General features: G+C 70.3%; 20 protein-coding genes and 2 riboswitches. Of the genes, 14 read left to right on the top strand and 6 right to left on the bottom strand.

Annotated elements, in window-relative coordinates; translation table 11 throughout:
* Window positions 1–26: 26 nt before the first annotated feature.
* The 6 genes from ACWIGU_RS31105 to ACWIGU_RS31130 all read left to right on the top strand — a co-directional run bounded on the left by ACWIGU_RS31105 (window position 27) and on the right by ACWIGU_RS31130 (window position 6,609).
* Window positions 27–1,220: an Ig-like domain-containing protein gene (locus ACWIGU_RS31105; protein WP_454405007.1), complete on the top strand. Its 1,194-nt coding sequence runs from the start codon at window positions 27–29 to the stop codon at window positions 1,218–1,220.
* A 225-nt stretch (window positions 1,221–1,445) separates the two neighbouring features.
* Window positions 1,446–2,648, top strand: a complete 1,203-nt coding sequence (locus ACWIGU_RS31110; protein ID WP_454405008.1) for a L,D-transpeptidase — start codon at window positions 1,446–1,448, stop codon at window positions 2,646–2,648.
* A gap of 104 nt (window positions 2,649–2,752) precedes the next feature.
* Entirely contained in the window at window positions 2,753–3,520 is a 768-nt protein-coding gene (locus ACWIGU_RS31115; protein WP_454405009.1) for an enoyl-CoA hydratase/isomerase family protein, read from the top strand.
* Between the two features lie 216 nt (window positions 3,521–3,736).
* Complete coding sequence (locus ACWIGU_RS31120; protein ID WP_454405085.1) at window positions 3,737–4,345, top strand: ATP-binding protein; 609 nt, start codon at window positions 3,737–3,739, stop codon at window positions 4,343–4,345.
* 300 nt (window positions 4,346–4,645) lie between these two features.
* Window positions 4,646–5,422: a polysaccharide deacetylase family protein gene (locus ACWIGU_RS31125; RefSeq protein WP_454405010.1), complete on the top strand. Its 777-nt coding sequence runs from the start codon at window positions 4,646–4,648 to the stop codon at window positions 5,420–5,422.
* Window positions 5,419–6,609 (top strand): YVTN family beta-propeller repeat protein, encoded by a 1,191-nt coding sequence (locus ACWIGU_RS31130; RefSeq protein ID WP_454405011.1) that lies wholly within the window; start codon window positions 5,419–5,421, stop codon window positions 6,607–6,609. Before ACWIGU_RS31125 ends, ACWIGU_RS31130 begins: the two co-directional genes overlap by 4 nt.
* On the opposite strand, the gene ACWIGU_RS31135 is transcribed toward ACWIGU_RS31130, so the two are convergent.
* Complete coding sequence (locus ACWIGU_RS31135) at window positions 6,606–7,256, bottom strand: GNAT family N-acetyltransferase (RefSeq protein WP_454405012.1); 651 nt, start codon at window positions 7,254–7,256, stop codon at window positions 6,606–6,608. The two genes, ACWIGU_RS31130 and ACWIGU_RS31135, sit on opposite strands and share 4 nt — an antisense overlap.
* A 58-nt stretch (window positions 7,257–7,314) precedes the next feature.
* Here ACWIGU_RS31135 and ACWIGU_RS31140 point away from each other — a divergent pair, with 58 nt between their 5' ends.
* The 3 genes from ACWIGU_RS31140 (at window position 7,315) to ACWIGU_RS31150 (ending at window position 9,400) form a co-directional block, all read left to right on the top strand.
* On the top strand, window positions 7,315–8,229 hold the full coding sequence (locus ACWIGU_RS31140) for a helix-turn-helix domain-containing protein (protein ID WP_454405013.1): 915 nt from the start codon (window positions 7,315–7,317) through the stop codon (window positions 8,227–8,229).
* A gap of 41 nt (window positions 8,230–8,270) precedes the next feature.
* Complete coding sequence (locus tag ACWIGU_RS31145; protein WP_266559865.1) at window positions 8,271–8,486, top strand: EF-hand domain-containing protein; 216 nt, start codon at window positions 8,271–8,273, stop codon at window positions 8,484–8,486.
* A gap of 254 nt (window positions 8,487–8,740) precedes the next feature.
* Entirely contained in the window at window positions 8,741–9,400 is a 660-nt protein-coding gene (locus ACWIGU_RS31150) for an NADPH-dependent F420 reductase (RefSeq protein WP_454405086.1), read from the top strand.
* A gap of 22 nt (window positions 9,401–9,422) precedes the next feature.
* Here the strand turns inward: ACWIGU_RS31150 and ACWIGU_RS31155 are convergent, their stop codons facing one another.
* The gene (locus ACWIGU_RS31155; RefSeq protein WP_454405014.1) at window positions 9,423–9,974 is read right to left on the bottom strand and encodes a glycoside hydrolase family 25 protein; all 552 of its coding nucleotides are present in this window, start codon (window positions 9,972–9,974) and stop codon (window positions 9,423–9,425) included.
* Window positions 9,975–10,208: 234 nt separating this feature from the next.
* Here ACWIGU_RS31155 and ACWIGU_RS31160 point away from each other — a divergent pair, with 234 nt between their 5' ends.
* Window positions 10,209–11,210 carry a L,D-transpeptidase gene (locus ACWIGU_RS31160; RefSeq protein ID WP_454405015.1) on the top strand — a complete coding sequence of 334 codons (1,002 nt, stop codon included), beginning with the start codon at window positions 10,209–10,211 and terminating at the stop codon, window positions 11,208–11,210.
* Window positions 11,211–11,239: 29 nt separating this feature from the next.
* Here ACWIGU_RS31160 and ACWIGU_RS31165 read toward each other — a convergent pair whose 3' ends face one another.
* From ACWIGU_RS31165 to gcvT, 4 genes are all read right to left on the bottom strand, one after another.
* Window positions 11,240–12,625: an L-serine ammonia-lyase gene (locus ACWIGU_RS31165; RefSeq protein ID WP_454405016.1), complete on the bottom strand. Its 1,386-nt coding sequence runs from the start codon at window positions 12,623–12,625 to the stop codon at window positions 11,240–11,242.
* A gap of 153 nt (window positions 12,626–12,778) precedes the next feature.
* Entirely contained in the window at window positions 12,779–14,053 is a 1,275-nt protein-coding gene (glyA, locus tag ACWIGU_RS31170) for a serine hydroxymethyltransferase (protein ID WP_454405017.1), read from the bottom strand.
* Window positions 14,054–14,066: 13 nt separating this feature from the next.
* Window positions 14,067–14,450: a glycine cleavage system protein GcvH gene (gene gcvH / locus ACWIGU_RS31175; RefSeq protein ID WP_100598297.1), complete on the bottom strand. Its 384-nt coding sequence runs from the start codon at window positions 14,448–14,450 to the stop codon at window positions 14,067–14,069.
* 92 nt (window positions 14,451–14,542) lie between these two features.
* Complete coding sequence (gene gcvT, locus ACWIGU_RS31180; RefSeq protein WP_454405018.1) at window positions 14,543–15,667, bottom strand: glycine cleavage system aminomethyltransferase GcvT; 1,125 nt, start codon at window positions 15,665–15,667, stop codon at window positions 14,543–14,545.
* Window positions 15,668–15,714: 47 nt separating this feature from the next.
* Window positions 15,715–15,826: riboswitch (glycine riboswitch) on the bottom strand.
* Window positions 15,827–15,930, bottom strand: a riboswitch (glycine riboswitch).
* Between the two features lie 136 nt (window positions 15,931–16,066).
* Between gcvT and ACWIGU_RS31185 the strand changes: the two genes are divergently transcribed.
* The 4 genes from ACWIGU_RS31185 (at window position 16,067) to ACWIGU_RS31200 (ending at window position 20,018) form a co-directional block, all read left to right on the top strand.
* On the top strand, window positions 16,067–16,744 hold the full coding sequence (locus ACWIGU_RS31185; RefSeq protein ID WP_454405087.1) for an AAA family ATPase: 678 nt from the start codon (window positions 16,067–16,069) through the stop codon (window positions 16,742–16,744).
* Between the two features lie 106 nt (window positions 16,745–16,850).
* Entirely contained in the window at window positions 16,851–17,618 is a 768-nt protein-coding gene (locus tag ACWIGU_RS31190; protein ID WP_454405019.1) for an enhanced serine sensitivity protein SseB, read from the top strand.
* Window positions 17,619–17,787: 169 nt separating this feature from the next.
* Window positions 17,788–18,588 carry an enhanced serine sensitivity protein SseB C-terminal domain-containing protein gene (locus ACWIGU_RS31195; protein WP_454405020.1) on the top strand — a complete coding sequence of 267 codons (801 nt, stop codon included), beginning with the start codon at window positions 17,788–17,790 and terminating at the stop codon, window positions 18,586–18,588.
* A 431-nt stretch (window positions 18,589–19,019) separates the two neighbouring features.
* Entirely contained in the window at window positions 19,020–20,018 is a 999-nt protein-coding gene (locus ACWIGU_RS31200) for an ABC transporter permease (RefSeq protein ID WP_356288624.1), read from the top strand.
* Window positions 20,019–20,044: the final 26 nt, after the last annotated feature.

Below are 20,044 nucleotides of genomic sequence, written 5' to 3' on the forward strand. Positions count from 1 at the left end.
TCGTTGGGCCCGGCGTGAGAACAGCTGTGAGACACGCAGGGGCCACGCTGGCCGCCGTACTGACCTGGGCGGTGGTGCTGACCGGAGTCACCGGATGCACCGCCGCGGAAGATCTGCTCGGCAAGTCGCGGTCCCCCGAAGACGCGATCAAGGTCGTCCCGGCCAACGGGACCAAGAACGTAGGGGCCGACGGGACGATCGAGGTGACGGTGCCGGACGGGCATCTGCAATCGGTCAAGGTCGTGAAGCTCCAGGACGGAGAGGAGGTCCCGGTCAACGGCCGGATCGACGAGGACGGCACGCGATGGCGGCCGACCGGCGAACGGCGGCTCGCACGCGCCGCCAAGTACACCGTGGACGTGGTCGCGCTCGACGAGGACGGTCATCGCGCGGCCCGCCACACCACCTTCACCACGTCCGTCCCCGCCAAGCGGTTCGTCGGCTACGTCACGCCGGAGGACCGGTCCACCGTCGGCACCGGCATGATCGTTTCGCTCGAGTTCAACAGGGCCATCGAGGACCGTGCCGCCGTCCAGCGCGCCATCCGCGTCAGGGCGAAGCCCGCCGTGGACATCGCCCCGCACTGGTTCGGCAAGTCCCGCCTCGACTTCCGGCCGCGCGAGTACTGGAAGCCGGGCACGGAGGTCACCGTCGACCTGGGGCTGCGGGACGTGGAGTCGGCCCCCGGTGTGTACGGCGTGCAGCACAAGAAGATCGCCTTCACCATCGGCCGCAGCCAGGTCAGTGTGGTGGACGCGGACGAACACACCATGGACGTACGCCGCGCCGGCGAACCCGTCGAGACCATCCCCATCACCGCCGGGGCGGCCAAGACTCCCACGTACAACGGGAAGATGGTCGTCAGCGAGATGTTCGAGATGACCCGGATGGACAGCCGCACCGTCGGGTTCGGCGGTGAGTACAACGTCCCCGACGTGCCGCACGCCATCCGGCTGACGACATCCGGAACGTTCCTGCACGGCAACTACTGGACATCGGAGGCCTTCGGCGAACGCAACATCAGCCACGGCTGCATCGGGCTGGCCGATGAGAGAGGCGGCAGCGAGGATTCGCCCGCGGGCTGGTTCTTCGACCACACCCTCGTCGGCGACGTCATCGAGGTGGTCAACAGCAAGGACAAGGTGGTCGCTCCCGACAACGGCCTCAGCGGCTGGAACATGACCTGGAAGGACTGGACGGCGGGCACGGCCGCACGCTGAGCCCCGCGCGCGGCCGGCCGGCCCGGCCCTTGCCCCGCCCCACGCCCTGCCCCACGCCTCACCCCACGCCCCGCCTCACGCTCCGTCAGAGCAGGACCAGTTGGGACTGAACGGTGACATAGCTGGGGATCCATAACTGCAGGTCGTGTGGTTATCTGTCGCAGTGCGCGCCAGGGCGCGCTGGGGTGGGGGCCTGACCGGCCTTGCGCGAGGGGAGACAAGATCGTGAACGGGCGACGACCGATATCGGGGGCTCTGCTGGGGGCCGCTCTGCTGCTGGCCACGGCTTGCGGCGGAGGGGGCGGCGGCTCCGGTTCGGGGAGTGAGGGCAAGGGCGGCGACTCGGGCAAGGCGGACTCCGACAAGCCGTCCCAGGCCGTCGTCGCCATCGCCCCGAAGGACGGCGCGGACGGCGTGGCCACCAGCGGAGACCTCCGGATCACCGCCGACAAGGGCAAGTTGACCGAGGTGAAGGTCGCCGACACCAAGGGCAACCCGGTCGAGGGCGAGATCGTGGACGGCGGCGCCAGGTGGACGCCCGCGCACCACCTGGCCGCCTCCACCAAGTACAAGGTCCACGCGGTCGCCAAGGACTCCGAGGGCCGCGCGTCCGCGAAGGACGTGGCGTTCACGACGCTGGTCCCGAAGAACACGTTCGTCGGCCAGTTCACGCCGGAGGACGGTTCGAAGGTCGGCGTCGGCATGCCGTTCTCGGTCCACTTCACGCGGGGCATCACGCACCCGGAGGACGTGGAGAAGGCCATCGAGATCACGACGGAGCCGTCCGTGCCCGTCGAGGGTCACTGGTTCGGCAACGACCGCCTCGACTTCCGCCCCGAGAAGTACTGGGCCGCGGGCACCGAGGTGACCGTCAAGCTCAACCTCGACGGCGTCGAGGGCCGGCCGGGCGTCTACGGCAAGCAGGCCAAGACCGTGAAGTTCACGATCGGCCGCAGCCAGGTCTCCACGGTCGACGCCAAGACGCACATGATGACCGTGAAGCGCGACGGCAAGACCATCAAGAAGGTCCCGGTCACCACGGGCAAGCCGGGCTACTCCACGTGGAACGGCCAGATGGTCATCAGCGAGAAGCTCACGGTGACCCGCATGAACGGCGAAACGGTGGGCTACGGCGGCGAGTACGACATCAAGGACGTGCCGCACGCCATGCGCCTGACGACGTCCGGGACGTTCATCCACGGCAACTACTGGGGCGGCGACGCCTTCGGCAACTACAACGCCAGCCACGGCTGCGTGGGCCTGCGCGACGTGCGCGGCGGCTACGACAGCAAGGTGCCGGCGGCCTGGTTCTTCAACAGCTCGATGATCGGTGACGTCGTCGAGGTGAAGAACTCGCAGGACCGGACGGTGGCCCCGGACAACGGCTTCAACGGCTGGAACATGTCCTGGGACAAGTGGAAGGCCTGACGCCCCACCGTCCCTGACTGCTTCTGTCCCTACGCGAAGAGGCCCGGCGCACTGTGACCAAGTGCACCGGGCCTCTCCCGTTAACGCGCACTAACCTGCTGTCTATGACTGCCTACCTCGAAGTCGCCGAAGGCGTCGGCACGATCCGGCTCGACCGGCCGCCGATGAACGCTCTGGACATCGCCACCCAGGACCGCATCAAGGAGCTCGCCGAGGAGGCCTCGCGCCGCGACGACGTGCGCGCCGTGGTCGTCCGCGGCAGCGACAAGGCGTTCGCCGCGGGCGCGGACATCAAAGAGATGCAGGCCATGGACCACGCGGCCATGATCGTGCGCTCCCGCGCCCTGCAGGACTCGTTCACGGCCGTCGCGCGCATCCCCAAGCCGGTCGTCGCCGCGGTCACCGGCTACGCGCTCGGCGGCGGCTGCGAACTCGCGCTGTGCGCCGACTTCCGCATCGCCGCGGACAACGCGAAGCTCGGCCAGCCCGAGATCCTGCTCGGCCTGATCCCCGGCGCGGGCGGCACGCAGCGCCTCGCGCGCCTGGTCGGCCCCTCCAGGGCGAAGGACCTCATCTTCACCGGCCGCCAGGTGAAGGCCGAAGAGGCCCTCGCCATCGGCCTGGTGGACCGGGTCGTGCCCGCCGCCGAGGTCTACGAGCAGGCGCACGCCTGGGCCGCGAAGCTGGCGCAGGGGCCGGCGCTCGCGCTGCGGGCCGCGAAGGAGTCCATCGACGTGGGCCTGGAGACGGACATCGACACCGGTCTCGCCGTCGAGCGGAACTGGTTCGCGGGCCTGTTCGCCACCGAGGACCGCGAGCGCGGGATGCGGAGCTTCGTCGAAGAGGGCCCGGGCAAGGCCAAGTTCCTCTAGGCGGCCCGGTTCGCCGGCACGCGGACCGCGGCGCGGACACCCGTATCAACTTCCCCTGATCCACTTGCAGTTGACGGGATGTCTCACCGCTGTCCCTCGTTGGAGCGGTTTATCGCAGCCTTAAGAGAACCTTAAGGACTTGAGGGCCGCCGAGGTCGTTGATCGGGCCGAATCGCGCGATCGTCGCAGCTCAGCAGGTATGCGGCGAGGGTCTATCTGCCAGTGTCATATGCCAAACCAGCCCCCCGGAATGGAAGGTTCCGGGGGGCTTATTCGGCAGGAACGGCCCCGGAACCCGCTCTGGGCAGCCATGATGGGGGCATGGCGGGGCTGGAGGGTATCGAACAGCCGCGGAGGCACGGGAGTGCGACCGCGGCGCGCTGGTCGCCTGCGGTCGAGGACGAACGGGCTCTGAAAGCACTGGAGTTGTTCGGGAATCCGGCCGAGGCAGAGGTGCCGCTGCCGTCGCGGCCCGAGTCGGCGGCGACCGCGCGCAGGCTCGCCCAGGTGGTCGTCCTGAGGCACTGGGGACTCTCCCCGAAGATGACCGAGGACGTCGTGCTCCTCGTCTCCGAGCTCGTCGGCAACGCGGTGCGGCACACGGGGGCCAGGATCTTCGGGTTACGGATGGTCCGCAGGCGCGGCTGGATCAGGGTCGAGGTGCGTGATCCCTCGCGCGGGCTCCCCTGTCTGATGCCCGTCCACGAGCTCGACATCAGCGGGCGCGGACTCTGTCTGGTCGACAAGCTCTCCGACCGCTGGGGCGTGGATCTGCTGCCGCGCGGCAAGACCACCTGGTTCGAGATGCGGGTCGCCGACCGCTGAGTGCCGGCGCCGGGGCACGCGAAAGCCCCCGTTTTCGCCTTGTGGGGCGCCGCGGGGGCTTTCGTGGAGCGCCGTGGACGATTGGGGTGTTATCCACGGCCTCTGACGACGACCGAGCCCGGGTCAATGGGGGTCGTGTTCCCGACTATGGCAGACCCTGGCCCATGAGGACAAATGAATCCTCGGTGACCTGGGCCACGAGCCTGGCAAATGAAGATTTATTAACGAGGCCATCCAGTATTCATTAAGACCCTCGGGTTGATAAGTCCCACTTGTCTGTCATTGGCCTTAAATGGGACGGTGACCACGACCGACCGCCGCGGAGCCCTCCGCTTCGGCGCCGGACTCACCGCCGCCGCCCTCACCACCGGCTGCTCCACCACCGCCCACGACCCGGTGGCCGCCGGGCACTCCGCGAGCCCGGCCCGCCCCGCCCGTGCCGCCCCGCCGGCCCCGGCCCCCCGCCGCTTCCCCGGGCAGCCCGCCCAGATCGACCACGGCCCGCGGGGCCGTCCCCGCGTCGCCCTCACCTTCCACGGCCAGGGCGACCCGGCCGTCGCGTACGCGCTCCTCAAGGAGGCCGAGCGGGCCCACGCCAGGGTGACCGTCCTGGCCGTCGGCACCTGGCTCGACGAGCACCCCGCCGTGGCCCGGCGCATCCTCGACGGCGGCCACGACCTGGGCAACCACACGCTGCACCACCGCGACATCAACACGATGTCCGAGGCCGAGGCACGCGCGGAGATCACCGGCTGCGCCGACCGTATCCGCCGCCTCACCGGCTCCATCGGCACCTGGTTCCGGCCCTCGCGCACCCAGCGGGCGACTCCGCTCGTCGAGAGCCTGGCGCGCACGGCCGGCTACCCGCACGTCCTGTCGTACGACGTCGACTCCCTCGACTACACCTCGCCGGGCGCCGCCGCGGTGACCCGCAAGGTCAGCTCGGAGATCCGCGAAGGCTCGGTCGTGAGCCTGCACTTCGGTTACGCGGACACGGTCGCCGCGCTCCCCGCCCTCCTGGAAGACCTCGACCGCCGCGGCCTCGCCGCGGTGACCACCACGGAGCTGCTGACATGACACCCCGCCGCACCAGCACCGCCGCACTGATCGCCGCCGCCACGGTCCTCACGGCCCTCGCGGGCTGCGGCACCGGCGCCAAGGAGCACCGGGCCACCGAGGCGCTCGGCACGCACGGCGTCAAGCCCGCCAAGCCGAAGCCCAAGCCGGTCGCGCAGGGCCTGCCCGGCATGCCGCCCGTCCTCGACCCCAAGGACATCTACGCCGCCGACCGCCCAGGCAAGCTGTCGCCGGTCGTCAAGGACTTCCCGTCCCGGATCTACGTGCCCAACACCGAGTCCGACACCGTCTCCGTCATCGACCCCAGGACGTACAAGGTCATCGAGACGATCAACGTCGGGAGCCAGCCGCAGCACGTCGTGCCGTCCTGGGACATGAAGACGCTGTGGGTCAACAACGACAAGGGCAACACGCTCACGCCCATCGACCCCAAGACCGGCAGGGCCGGCAAGACGGTGGACGTGCACGACCCGTACAACCTCTACTTCACGCCCGACGGCAAGTACTCCATCGTGATGGCCTCGCTCGACCGTGAACTGGTCTTCCGCGACGCGCACACCATGAAGACGGTCAAGACCGTGCCCGTCGGCTGCTACGGCGTCAACCACGCCGACTTCTCGGCCGACGGCCGGTACTTCATCGTCTCCTGCGAGTTCAGCGGCGAACTCCTCAAGGTCGACACCGCGAAGATGAAGGTCGTCCGCCAGGAGCGGCTGCCCTTCAAGGGCGCCATGCCGCAGGACGTCAAGCTCTCCCCGGACGGCAAGACGTTCTACATCGCCGACATGGTGGCCAACGGCATGTGGGTCCTGGACGGCAAGAAGTTCACCACCCCCAAGCTCCTGCCCACCGGCAAGGGCACCCACGGGCTCTACGTCAGCCGGGACTCCCGCGAGATGTACATCTCCAACCGCGGCGAGGGCACCATCTCCATCTTCGACTTCGCGAAGAACAAGCTGACCAAGAAGTGGACGCTGCCCGACGGCGGCAGCCCCGACATGGGCGGCGTCTCCTCCGACGGCAAGGTCCTGTGGCTTTCCGGCCGTTACAACTCCGAGGTGTACGCCATCGACACGCGTACGGGGAAGCAGATCGCCCGCATCCCCGTCGGTGACGGCCCGCACGGCCTGGCCGTGTACCCGCAGCCCGGCCGCTACTCCCTCGGCCACACCGGCATCTTCCGTTAGGGCCGGCGGGGCGCGACGAACAGCGCCTCCGCGCCGACGGGACGGTAACCGGCCGCCTGGAACGCCCGCACACTGCGGGCGTTCCCGGGGGACTGCTGGGACCACACCGGTCCGCCGTCCGGGACCAGATGCCGGGCGGCCACCGCGAGGAGCCGGCCGAGGCCCCGGTGGCGCGCCCCCTCGTCGACCTCGATCGCCGTCTCCCAGCGGCCCGCGACGCCGCGCCCGAGGACCAGCACCCCGCCGTCCGCCGCCCACATCCGCACGTCGTCGCGGCGCACCCGCGCCCGCACCACCCGCGGATGGTCCGGGTCCGCGATCTGTTTCAGGGCCACCGGCGGCTCGCCCGGCAGCGCCGGGGCCACGGTGAGCAGGTCCGTCGTGTCATGGCGGCGCCCCGTCCGCTCCATGAGCGCGCCGAGAAACCGCGGACTCATCGTCGCCGCCAGCGGATCGCAGTCCAGCCCGCGCAGCGTCTCGTGCACCCACTGCGGGTCCTCGTCCGTGAACACCACCGAGTGGGCGGTGAAGGCCAGCACCCCCGCGTCCCGGTGATCCGCCTGCGGCACCACCGTCGTGCCCCCGTCCGGCGGAGGGAAGACCCCTCGCGCCGCGGCATCCAGAATGTCCCGCACAGTGCCCGGCATGACGTTCCCCCTCGGCTCTCTTGAGTCTCCACCCACTGGAAGGCCCAGACTCCTCAACATGATCGACGACGGCCCGCGGCTGCTCACCATCGGGCAGCTGTCCCGGCGCACCGGCCTGTCGGTGCGCACCATCCGCTACTGGTCCGACGTGGGCGCCCTGCCGCCCGTCGGACGCAGCCAGGGCGGCTACCGCCTGTACGACGCGCAGTCCCTCGCCCGGCTCGAACTCATCCGCACTCTGAGGGAGTTGGGCCTCGGCCTGGACGACGTACGCAGCGTGGTGGACGGAGAGTCGGACATCGCGTCCGTGGCCGCCGCGCACGTGGCGGCGCTCGACGCGCAGATCCGCTCGCTGCGGCTGAACCGGGCCGTCCTGTCGACCGTCGCGAAGAGGAACTCGAGCGCAGAGGAGATGGCCCTGATGAACAAGCTGGCACGGCTGAGCGCCGCCGAGCGCAAGCACATCATCGACGACTTCATGGAGCAGACCTTCGGCGGTCTGGACGCCGCCGACCCGGACATCCGCACCCGGATCCGGGTCATGGTCCCCGACCTGCCGGACGACCCGACGACCGAACAGGTCGACGCGTGGGTCGAGCTGGCCGAGCTGATGCAGGACCCGGACTTCCGGGCGCACATGCGCCGCATGATCGAGTTCAACGCCGCCGACCGCGGGCCCGATGTGCCGCCGGGCAGCTCGCTGTGGTTCATGAGCCGCCTGGTGCAGCTCGCCGGGGAGGCGCGCGAGCGCGGCGTCGCTCCCGAGTCGCCCGAGGCGGAGGAGGTGCTGCGGGGCCTGCTCGGCAACGCCGACCCGGCCGCCGTACTGGAGCGCATGGAGGCCGCGGCCAACGACGACGTGGCCCGTTTCCGTGACCTGGTGTCCCTGGTGCGGGGCCTGGAGACGCTGCCCCGGCACAACGAGGAGTTCGCGTGGGTGGTCGCCGCACTGCGCGCTCGTACCGCCCGTTAATCTGACCTCCGTCAGTGTTACAGCAAGAAGGGGTGGACCCGGTGGCGGACATCGAGGAAGCACGCAAGGCGTTCCAGCGGTTCGACGCGGACGGCGACGGCTTCATCACAGCGGCCGAGTACAAGAGCGCGATGGCTCAGATGGGCGACTTCAACGTCACCGAGTCGGTCGCCGAGGTGCTCATCGCCCGGCAGGACGCCAACGGGGACAAGGTCCTCTCGTTCGACGAGTTCTGGGCGAACCTGAACAAGGCCTGAGCGCCGATACCTCAGCTCCAGCGTCTTTCAGGGGGCGCCCGCCGGGATCCCGGCGGGCGCCCCCTGCGCCTGTTGGCGGGAGGAACTGGCCGTGATGCGGGGGAAGTCGGCGCGCACGGACCAGGGGGTGTGCGAGTGGAGGTGTCCGGCCAGGGCGTGTGCGGAGCCGTTCGCACGGCACTCGCGCATAGCCTGGCCGAACCAGGAGGTACGTGACCACGCGCGTACCGCACGCTCCTCGGGAAGGGCTCGACATGAAGATCGGCATCATCGGCGCCGGCAACATCGGCGGCAACCTCACCCGTCGTTTCACCGCGGCCGGCCACGACGTGTCCGTGGCCAACTCGCGCGGCCCCGAGACCCTGCGCGACCTCGCCGAGGAGACCGGTGCCACGCCGGTGACCGTCGCCGAGGCCGCTCGCGGCGCCGACGTCGTCGTGGTGACCGTCCCCATGAAGGCCGTCCCCGGCCTGCCCGACGACCTCCTCGACGACGCGCCGGAAGGCGTCACCGTCATCGACACCGGCAACTACTACCCGCAGCAGCGCGACGGCCGCATCGCCGCCATCGAGGAGGGCATGCCCGAGAGCCGCTGGACCGAGCTCCAGATCGGCCACCCCGTCGTCAAGGTCTTCAACGGCACCTACGCCCACGAACTCCTCGACAAGCCGCGCCCCCAGGGCGACCCCGAGCGCATCGCCCTGCCCGTCGCCGGCGACGACGAGGCGGCCAAGGCGGTCGTACGCGGCCTGCTCGACGGGATCGGCTTCGACTCCGTGGACACGGGCAGCCTCGACGAGTCCTGGCGCCAGCAGCCCGGCACCCCCGTCTACGGCCTCGCGGCGGACGCGGACACCATCCGCAAGGCCCTGGCCGAGGCGTCCCCGGAACGCACGGCGGAGTGGCGTGCCTGAGTCACCGGGTGCGGGGGGCGCGTCACGGGGTGGCCCAGTCCCGCAGCGCGCCCTTGCTGGTGAAATGCGCGACGTCCTTGTCGAGCGGCCGGTCGGTGTACTGATGAAACTTCCAGGCCGCCTTGATACGCGGCTTGCCGGCCGTCACGTAGTCGGCGATCCAGAGCCCGTCACCGGCGTAGGACGTCGTGTCCACATTCAGCCAGAAGTCGCGGTTCGTGTAGAGCACCACCCGGTGATGGGGGCGCAGGCGCTTCACCTCGCGGATGAAGCGGTCCTTCTCCGCGTTGCTCGCGCGGGTGCCGTCCCCGGTCGTCTCCCAGTCCACGGCCAGCACGTCGCCCGCCTTTTCGGGGGCCTTGCTGACGAAGTACTCGGCCTGCGCCGTGAGGTTGCCCGGCCACAGGAAGTGGTAGAAGCCGACGACGCAGCCGCCGTCACGGGCCAGCTTCGTCTGGGCGGTGAGCCGTGGATTGACGTAACTGCGCCCCTCCGTAGCTTTGATGAAGACGAACGACAGGCCTTCCGTGTCGAACGTGGACTGGTACGAGCTGACATCGATGCCGCGCAGCATGCTGGCCTCCTGGTCGGTGGGGCGACGAGGTCGAAAATCCATCGTCCCCGATCCGATCCCGTCGGGGTACCTGTTTCCCCGCGTTGATCCGCCTGTGCGGCGAGGCGCGCCGCCTGGACGTTTCGGTGGCCGCAGTCTTGGAACACGCTTTACATGAGCCCCTGCAACTGCCGGAGCCCTGTCACTGTCTGACAGTGAGTTGGGCCCGTTGGGGGGCATGGGTTGAATCGGAGAGTGGGGCAGGTCGTGGGACGGCGCAAGGGCGGAATAGGGGTCGCGCTCGTGACGGTCGCGGTGCTGGTGGGCGCGAGCGCCTGCGGCGGCGGCAGTGGCGACAAGGCGGCGGGCGGGAACGACGGGAAGGCGGTGGGGAAGCCGGGCGCGAGCGCCAAGCCCTCACCGGCGAAGCCCAAGGGTCCGCCGATGCTCCTGGAGACGATAACTCCGCTGAGCGACGCCAAGGTCGGCGTGGCGATGCCGATTTCGGTGGTCTTCACCAACCCCGTGGCCGCCAAGGCGCGCGCCTCCGTCGAGAAGCACATGAAGGTCAGCACGTCGCAGCCGGTGGCCGGCGCCTGGCACTGGTTCGGCGACAGGCGCGCCGACTGGCGCCCCAAGACGTACTGGCCCTCCGGTACGAAGGTGAAGGTCGACGCCGACATGAAGGGCGTCAGCAACGGCAACGGCCGCTACGGCGTGCACGGTTACACGCACTCCTTCACGGTCGGCGACGACGTCCGGGCCGACGTCTCCGTCACCGGTCACACCATGAAGGTCACCAAGAACGGCCAGGCCGTGCGGACGCTGTCGATCAACGCGGGCAGCGCCGAGTTCCCGACGTGGAACGGCACGATGGCCGTCATCGACAAGCAGGAGAAGGTCCACATGACCTCCTGCAGCGTCGGCATCAGCTGCGACAAGGGCAGCGCCAACTACTACGACCTGACGCTGCCCTGGGACGTCCACCTCACCCAGTCCGGCACGTACGTCCACTACTCGACCGGTGACCCGAACCCGGGCAGCGGCTCGGCCCGCGGCTCGCACGGCTGCGTCCACCTGTCGCTGTCCGACGCCAAGTGGTTCTACGGCCAGGTCAAGCAGGGCGATCCCGTCACGATCACGGGCTCGCCGCGCGCCAAGGCTCCGGCCGACAACGGCTACGCGGCGTTCAACCTGAGCTGGGACCAGTGGCTCGCGGGAAGCGGGGCGGGGGAGGGCACGACGGCGACCCTGTGACGGCCGCCGCCCTCAGCCCCCGCTGATCGTCAGCACTCGATGATGTTGACGGCGAGGCCGCCCCGCGCCGTCTCCTTGTACTTGACGGACATGTCGGCGCCGGTCTCCTTCATGGTCTTGATGACCTTGTCGAGGGAGACCTTGTGGCTGCCGTCGCCGCGCATCGCCATGCGGGCCGCGGTGACGGCCTTCACGGCGGCCATGCCGTTGCGCTCGATGCAGGGGATCTGGACGAGGCCGCCGACGGGGTCGCAGGTCAGGCCGAGGTTGTGCTCCATGCCGATCTCGGCGGCGTTCTCGACCTGCTCGGGGGTGCCGCCGAGGACCTCGGCGAGGGCGCCCGCGGCCATCGAGCAGGCGGAGCCGACCTCGCCCTGGCAGCCGACCTCGGCGCCGGAGATGGAGGCGTTCTCCTTGAAGAGCATGCCGATGGCGCCCGCGGAGAGCATGAAGCGGACGACGCCCTCGTCCTTCTCCTCCTGGGAGGCCCCGCCGGCCACGAAGTTGATGTAGTAGTGCAGGACCGCGGGGATGATGCCCGCGGCGCCGTTGGTGGGCGCGGTCACGACGCGGCCGCCCGCGGCGTTCTCCTCGTTGACGGCCATCGCGTAGAGGGTGATCCACTCCATGGCGCGGGCCATCGGGTCGCCCTCGGCGCGCAGCTGGCGGGCCGAGTTCGCGGCGCGGCGGCGGACCTTGAGGCCGCCGGGCAGGATGCCCTCGCGGGACATGCCGCGCGAGACGCAGGCCTGCATGACGCGCCAGATGTCGAGGAGTCCGGAGCGGATCTCGTCCTCGGTGCGCCAGGCCTTCTCGTTCTCCAGCATCAGCGCGGAGATGGACAGGCCGGTCTCCTCGGCGAGGCGGAGCAGCTCGTCGCCGGTGCGGAAGGGGTACTTGAGGACCGTGTCGTCGGGCACGATCGGGTTCTCGCCGGCCACGGCATCCTCGTCGACGACGAAGCCGCCGCCCACCGAGTAGTACGTCTTCTCCAGGAGGAGGGCGCCCTCGTGGTCGTAGGCGAAGATCGTCATGCCGTTGGCGTGGTACGGGAGTGCCTTGCGGCGGTGCAGGACCAGGTCGTCGTCGAAGCCGAACGGGATCTCGTGGACGCCGAGCAGGCTGAGCTTCCCGGACCCCTTGATCGCCTCGATGCGGTCGTCGGCCTTCTCCACGTCGACGGTGCGGGGGGAGTCGCCCTCCAGGCCGAGCAGGACCGCCTTGGGGGTGCCGTGGCCGTGTCCGGTGGCGCCGAGGGACCCGTAGAGCTCGGCGCGTATCGCGGCGGTGTGGGCGAGCAGGCCCTCGTTCTTCAGGCGGCGCGCGAACATGCGGGCCGCCCGCATCGGGCCGACCGTGTGGGAGCTGGACGGGCCGATGCCGATCGAGAACAGGTCGAAGACCGAGATGGCCACGGGGGAACTCCTAGGTGGGTTTCGGCGGACGCCGTTGTCCGCCGGGGCGGTGCGCAGGGCTACAGGGGGGGCGGTTGTATGGGGCGGGGCACCGCTCTCACTGTCCAGTGTGCGCGGTGCCCCGAACTTTCAGACGTACAAATGCGTACGAAACTACTTCAGGCCGGGGTACAGGGGGTACTTCTCGGCGAGAGCGGTGACGCGGGCCTTGAGGGACGCCGCGTCAGTACCCCCGAAGGGAGCGGGCGCCTTCAGCGCTTCGGCGATGATGTCGGCGACCTCGGTGAAGTCCTCGGCCCGGAAGCCGCGGGTGGCCAGGGCCGGGGTGCCGATCCGCAGGCCCGAGGTGACCATCGGGGGACGCGGGTCGTTCGGGACGGCGTTGCGGTTGACCGTGATGCCGACCTCGTGGAGGCGGTCCTCGGCCTGCTGGCCGTCCAGCTCGGACTCGCGCAGGTCGACCAGGACCAGGTGCACGTCGGTGCCGCCGGACAGCACGTTCACGCCGGCGGCGCGGGCGTCGTCCGAGGTCAGACGGGCGGCGAGGATCTGGGCGCCCTCGACGGTGCGCTGCTGGCGCTCCTTGAAGTCCTCGCTCGCGGCGACCTTGAAGGAGACGGCCTTGGCGGCGATCACGTGCTCCAGGGGGCCGCCCTGGAAGCCGGGGAAGACGGACGAGTTCAGCTTCTTCGCGAAGTCCTTCTTCGCGAGGATGATCCCGCCGCGCGGCCCGCCGAGCGTCTTGTGTGTGGTGGAGGTCACCACGTCCGCGTACTCGACCGGGTTGGGGTGCAGCCCGGCCGCGACGAGTCCGGCGAAGTGGGCCATGTCGACCCACAGGTAGGCGCCGGTCTCGTCCGCGATGCGGCGGAACGCGGCGAAGTCCAGCCGGCGCGGGTAGGCGGACCAGCCCGCGATGATCACCTTGGGGCGGTGCTCCTTGGCGAGGCGCTCGACCTCGGCCATGTCCACGAGACCGGCCTCGTCGACGTGGTACGCGACCACGTCGAACTGCTTGCCGGAGAAGTTCAGGCGCATGCCGTGGGTGAGGTGGCCGCCGTGGGCGAGGTCCAGGCCGAGGATCGTGTCGCCGGGCTTGGCGAGCGCGAAGAGGGCGGCCTGGTTGGCGGAGGCGCCGGAGTGGGGCTGGACGTTGGCGTACTCGGCGCCGAAGAGGTCCTTGACCCGGTCGATGGCGATCTGCTCGGTGACGTCGACGTGCTCGCAGCCGCCGTAGTAGCGCCGGCCGGGGTAGCCCTCGGCGTACTTGTTGGTCAGGACCGAGCCCTGGGCCTCCATGACGGCGACCGGAGCGAAGTTCTCCGACGCGATCATCTCGAGGGTGGACTGCTGGCGGAGCAGCTCGGCGTCGAGCGCGGCGGCGACGTCCGGGTCGAGCTCGTGCAGCGGGGTGTTCATGAGCGACATGGTCGTGGTGTCCCTAGTTGCCGGAGCCGGAGAACGCGTCGTACTCGTCCGCGGAGAGCAGGTCCTTCGGCTCTTCCGAGGTGCGGACCTTGAACAGCCAGCCGCCCTCGAACGGGGCGGAGTTCACCAGCGACGGGTCGTCCACCACGTCCTGGTTCGCCTCGACGACCTCGCCGGTGACCGGGGAGTACAGGTCGCTGACGGACTTGGTCGACTCGAGCTCGCCGCAGGTCTCGCCCGCGGTCACCGTGTCACCGACCTCGGGGAGCTGGGCGTAGACGACATCGCCGAGCGCGTTGGCCGCGAACTCGGTGATGCCGACCGTCGAGACGCCGTCCTCGGCGCCCGACAGCCACTCGTGCTCCTTGCTGTAGCGCAGCTGCTGGGGGTTGCTCATGATCTGAATTCTCCTGTACGCGGGTGGGTGCTGCGGAACGAGAGGGGTGTGCGCTGGGTTACTTCCGGCGGCCCCCGTGAGGACTGGTCGGACTACTTCTGGCGCTTGTAGAACGGCAGCGCCACGACCTCGTACGGCTCGTGGGCGCCGCGGATGTCCACGCCCACGCCCTCGGTGCCGGGGGCGGCGTGCGCCGCGTCCACATAGGCGATGGCGATCGGCTTGCCGAGCGTGGGGGAGGGGGCGCCGGAGGTGACCTCGCCGATCACCTTGCCGTCGGCGACCACGGACATCCCGGCGCGCGGCACCCGGCGGCCCTCGGCGATCAGGCCGACGAGCTTGCGCGGCGGGGCGGTCTCGGCGCGCTCGGCGGCTGCCTCGAGCGCCTCGCGGCCCACGAAGCGGCCCTCGTTGCCGGTCTTCTCGAACTTCACGACGCGGCCGAGACCGGCGTCGAAGGGGGTCAGCGCCGTCGTCAGCTCGTGCCCGTACAGCGGCATGCCGGCCTCCAGGCGCAGCGTGTCGCGGCAGGAGAGGCCGGCGGGGACGAGCCCGACCGGCGCGCCCGCGTCGGTCAGCGCCTGCCACAGCTTCTCGGCGTGCTCCGGGGCGACGAACAGCTCGAAGCCGTCCTCGCCGGTGTAGCCGGTGCGGGCGATGAGGGCCGGGACGCCGGCGACGGTGCCGGGCAGGCCCGCGTAGTACTTGAGACCGTCCAGGTCGGCGTCCGTGAGGGACTTCAGGATGCCGGGGGACTCGGGGCCCTGGACGGCGATCAGCGCATACGCGTCGCGGTCGTCGCGGACCTCGGCGTCGAAGCCGGCGGCGCGCTCGGTGACCGCGTCGAGGACGATCTGCGCGTTGCCCGCGTTGGCGACGATCATGTACTCGTGCTCGCCCAGGCGGTAGACGATCAGGTCGTCGACGATCCCGCCGTCCTCCTGGCAGATCATGGTGTAGCGGGCGCGGCCGGGGCCGATCGTGGACATGTTGCCGACGAGGGCGTAGTCGAGGAGATCGACGGCCTGCGGCCCGGTGACGGTGATCTCGCCCATGTGCGAGAGGTCGAAGAGGCCCGCCTTGGTGCGGACCGCGATGTGCTCGTCGCGCTCGCTGCCGTACCGCAGCGGCATGTCCCAGCCCGCGAAGTCGGTCATCGTCGCGCCCAGCGAGCGGTGCAGGGCGTCGAGGGCGGTCTTACGGGGGACGTTGTTCATGAGTGGTGCTCCAGGATCCCAGGCATGACAGACGAGGGCGATGGTCTTCCTCCCCATCTGTCATCGGAACCTGAGAGGTTCGCCGGCGCCACACGTACAGGTGGTCGCGGCTTGCACCTTGGGTGGAGCGGCCGAGGGCCGCCCGCTTTTCAGATATGCCTCGCCCGCGCGGTACGGGGCCTGAGAGATTCAAGGGAGGAACTTGCTCCTTCGGCGCCCCCGGGGACGCGTAGGCGTCCGGGGAGCTCTCCCGCGCGGATTCAAGCGGCCGGTATGCAGTTGGTCGTGCTCTTGGCGCGCACATCATTGCATGCCGACCGTACGGGGAAACCACTTGTAGGGCATTACCGTCTCTTTACACTTGACGGGCAAGGGTGGCGTGACCGAACGGGGAGGACGATCACGGTGCACAAGGCAGTGCCGGGTGCGTACGCGGCGGCAGGAGTCGGGCAGCGTGCTGTGCCCCGCCCCGGGGCGGCGACAGGGCGCGGTCCGGTCGTCAGGGATCTGCGCGGCAGAGGCGGCCGCACGCCGAGGCGCCTCGGCTTCGCGCGGGGTGACCTGATCGTGGTCTCGGGGCTCCCGGGCAGTGGCAAGTCCACGCTGATGCGCCGCGCGGTCGGTGCCGGGGGTGCCGTGCGCATCGACTCGCAGGACACGCGTGACCGCTGGGCGGCCCGGCTGCCGCGGCTGCTCCCGTACGCCGTGTACCGCCCGCTCGTGCGGCTCGCGCACTTCGCTGGGCTGCGGCGGGCCCTGCGCTCGGGAGGCAGCGTCGTCCTGCACGACTGCGGCACGCAACGCTGGGTGCGGCGCTGGCTGGCCAAGGAGGCCGGGCGGCGCGGGGCGGACCTGCATCTGATGCTGCTCGACGTCGACGCGGACACGGCGCTCGCGGGCCAGCGGGACCGCGGCCGCGGGGTCTCGCGCTACGCGTTCGCCCGGCACCGCCGCGCGGTCGCGGGCCTGGTGGAGTCCGCCGAGCGCGGTGACCTGCCGTGGGGCTGCGCGTCCGCGGTGCTGCTCGACCGGGACGCGACGGATGTGCTGAACGGGATCGGGTTCGAGGGGAGTTGACCGGTCGCGACCCTCTGTGCGCGCACGGACGCGGAGGGTGTTCTGTCACCCGTACGCGCTAGGGTTCGGCCGCAGACAGAGCGGTTCCAGAGCGGGTGGTAGGCACATGGACATTCCGGCGCAGGCTCACGCACATCCGTACGGCGGGTGGCCGGCGAACGAGCTCGAGGAGGTGCTCGCCGCCTCCCTCGGGGCCGACTCGGCGGGCGGCCGGATCGTCGAGGTCCTCGGGCGCAGCCGGGTGTGGATACCGCTGCCCCAGGGCGGCGGTCCCGGCAGCCCGAACCTCGACCTGCCGACGCTGGAGATCGAGGGCCAGGCCTATGTGCCCGTCTTCAGCTCCGAGGAGCAGTTCCTCGCGGTCGTCGGCGACCGGATGGGCTGCACGGTCGCGCCGGCCGTCGAGTTCGCGCGCGGGCTGCCCCCGCAGGTCGGCATCGCGGTGAATCCGGACGGCGCCGTCGGCGTCCCGCTGCCCCCGCCCGCCGTCGCCGAGCTGTGCAAGTCCGGCCGTACGCCGCTGGACGGGCCCGCCACGGGTGGCCGGGTCAGCCTCTACGAGCCCGACTGGCAGGACGACCCGGTCGACTTCCTGGCCGCCGTGCGCGAGGAGTTCGAGGCGTCCGGCGTCGTCCTGACCGCCCGCCGCTGCCTCGCCAGCGTCGAGGGCGGCGACCCCCTCCTCTTCGTTGGCGTCGAGCTGTCGCAGTGGGAGGGCCCCGCGCGCAACCTGCCCATGGACGCTTTGGGCCGCGCCCTCGGCCGGGCTCCCGCGCCCTGGCCGGTGAACCTCGTCCTGCTCGACATCACCCAGGACCCGGTCGGTGACTGGATGCGCGCCACGCTGCGGCCGTTCTACACGCAGGGTCACTGATAAGCCCGGCGCCGGTCCCCGTTCGGGAAACACGGGAAAGTCGTCGGCCGCGCGTACGTCAAGTCGGTGCCAGGATCGCCGCTTAAGCTGGTTTCATGACCTGTCTGGGCGGTCCCGCCACGGGGAGCGGGTCGAAATCGTCGGGTACGTCACGAAGGGGCGGTTACGGGTGAGTGCGTCGGGCACGGCCGCGGCCGGTCAGGTCGAGCACATGCTGCGCCAGGTGACGCCGGGGCGTTACGACGCCTACGAGGCGCTGCTCAACGCGCTCGCGGACCCGGGCGCCGGTCAGGTGTGGATGCTGCTCTGGCACGGCCAGGCCGGTTCCCCCGACGCGCAGTACGGGAACATGGAGGTCGACGGCTTCTCGTACGCCCCCTGTGTCACCTCCGCCCAGGAGCTGTCCGCCTCCGGATGGAGCCGCGCGTACGAGGTCGTCGGCGGGGTCGACGCGGCCCGCACGCTCTACCCCGACCACTACGGCCTCTGGCTCAACCCGCACGCGCCCGGCGGTGGCGTCGGCATCCCGTGGCTCGACCTGCGCCGCATCGCGGGCGGCCTCGACCGCCAGCCCGCCGGACCGCTGCGCCTGAGCGACCCCGCCATCGAGATCCCGCAGTTCTACGCCCTGCTCACGCAGAACGCGTACCGCACCACCGCGATCCGCTCGCTGCGCCGCGCCTGGGTCCAGCCGACGCTCGGCGCGCCCTATCTGGCGATCGGCCTCGATGTGTACGACACGTCGCCGGTGTCCGTGGACGCGGTGCGCGCGATGATGCAGCAGTCGGTCGTCGCCGTGCCCGACGGGCTGCCCGTCTCCACGGTCGCGATGTCCGACGAGCACGACCCCGTCGCCCTGTGGCTGCGCGCCAACGCCCGCCCGTTCTACGACCGCGAGGCGCACGCGGCCCCGGCAGCCCCCGCCCCCGTCGCGGGCTACGGGTACCCGCCGCCGCACGGGACGTACTGAAACCGTTCACCCGGCTCTCGCTCCAACTGCCGCCGGAAATCTCCGGGTTGACCCGGCCCCATTCCGTCCCGTTTCGGGGGGAGTTGGCGCACCGCCCGGGCATTCTCACCACATCGGTCACCGTGTCGCATTCCGGACCCCATGGCGCCCTGTCGGACCGGAGTGAATTGTCCGCTCAGCCGGTTCCCGCGTCCGCATAATGCACGCCTGCCGCCTCATCACGGTTGCGCAACCTTTCACGGTGAGGGCTGGCGGCTGGTCACAGGCGCATTGAAGACTCCCTGCAGACACGGGGTTTCGACTCTGTGTACGAGCTGAACGGTCAACTACGAGGCCATGCCCCCGGACTGTCCAGCGTGTGAAACAGGATCAAGCCGCTACAGCGGCGGGCGTGGGCCGGCCACCGTCGGCCGAGAGGGGTCAACCACACCGTGACCGCACCGATCGAGACCACTGGGGCCCAGGCCGAGGTGCAGCCCGAGGCTGTGCTCGCCGGCACCAAGGGGCAGCAGATCGAGGGGCGCTCCCTCGGGCGTATCGCCTGGAACCGCTTCAAGAGGGACAAGATCGCCGTCGCCGGCGGCGTCGTCGTCATCCTGCTGATCCTCATAGCCGCCCTGGCGCGCCCCCTCCAGCATCTCTTCGGCCTCGACCCGAACACGTTCCACCAGGACCTGATCGACCCCACCAGCTCGCTCCCCAAGGGCGGTCTCGGCGGTATGAGCGGGGACCACCCCCTGGGCGTGGAGCCGAAGTTCGGCCGCGACATCCTCGCGCGCATCCTCGAAGGCTCCTGGGTCTCCCTCGTCGTCGCCTTCGGCGCGACCGTCCTGTCGAACGTCATCGGGGCGGTCCTCGGCGTCGTCGCCGGGTACTACGGCGGCCGGGTCGACTCAGTCATCAGCCGCATGATGGACACCTTCCTGGCGTTCCCCCTGCTGCTGTTCGCGATCTCGATCTCCGCGACCCTCCAGGGCGGAGCGTTCGGCCTGAACGGGCTGCCGCTGCACATCTGCGTGCTGATCTTCGTGATCGGCTTCTTCAACTGGCCCTATCTGGGCCGTATCGTGCGCGGCCAGACCCTGGCGCTGCGCGAGCGGGAGTTCGTGGACGCGGCCCGCGGGATGGGCGCCCGAGGCCCGTACATCCTGTTCCGGGAACTGATGCCCAACCTGGTCGCGCCGATCATCGTCTACTCGACCCTGCTGATCCCGACGAACATCATCTTCGAGGCGTCGCTCAGCTTCCTCGGCGTGGGCATCCAGCCGCCGCAGGCCTCCTGGGGCGGCATGCTCAACCAGGCCGTCGACTACTTCCAGGTCGATCCGCAGTACATGATCGTGCCGGGCCTCGCCATCTTCGTCACCGTGCTGGCGTTCAACCTGCTCGGTGACGGTCTCCGCGACGCTCTCGACCCGCGCAGTCGCTGAGTCCGGCCGCACAGAGAGCTCCACAA

It is taken from the genome of Streptomyces sp. NPDC055400 (genome assembly GCF_053644375.1).

What these genes read in the sequence shown, in the direction of transcription:
- ACWIGU_RS31115 (WP_454405009.1), top strand. Translation starts at nt 2,753, where the DNA reads ATGACTGCCTACCTCGAAGTCGCCGAAGGCGTCGGCACGATCCGGCTC.
- ACWIGU_RS31130 (WP_454405011.1), top strand. Translation starts at nt 5,419, where the DNA reads ATGACACCCCGCCGCACCAGCACCGCCGCACTGATCGCCGCCGCCACG.
- ACWIGU_RS31135 (WP_454405012.1), bottom strand. Translation starts at nt 7,256, where the DNA reads ATGCCGGGCACTGTGCGGGACATTCTGGATGCCGCGGCGCGAGGGGTC.
- ACWIGU_RS31140 (WP_454405013.1), top strand. Translation starts at nt 7,315, where the DNA reads ATGATCGACGACGGCCCGCGGCTGCTCACCATCGGGCAGCTGTCCCGG.
- ACWIGU_RS31150 (WP_454405086.1), top strand. Translation starts at nt 8,741, where the DNA reads ATGAAGATCGGCATCATCGGCGCCGGCAACATCGGCGGCAACCTCACC.
- ACWIGU_RS31155 (WP_454405014.1), bottom strand. Translation starts at nt 9,974, where the DNA reads ATGCTGCGCGGCATCGATGTCAGCTCGTACCAGTCCACGTTCGACACG.
- glyA (WP_454405017.1), bottom strand. Translation starts at nt 14,053, where the DNA reads ATGTCGCTCATGAACACCCCGCTGCACGAGCTCGACCCGGACGTCGCC.
- gcvH (WP_100598297.1), bottom strand. Translation starts at nt 14,450, where the DNA reads ATGAGCAACCCCCAGCAGCTGCGCTACAGCAAGGAGCACGAGTGGCTG.
- gcvT (WP_454405018.1), bottom strand. Translation starts at nt 15,667, where the DNA reads ATGAACAACGTCCCCCGTAAGACCGCCCTCGACGCCCTGCACCGCTCG.
- ACWIGU_RS31190 (WP_454405019.1), top strand. Translation starts at nt 16,851, where the DNA reads ATGGACATTCCGGCGCAGGCTCACGCACATCCGTACGGCGGGTGGCCG.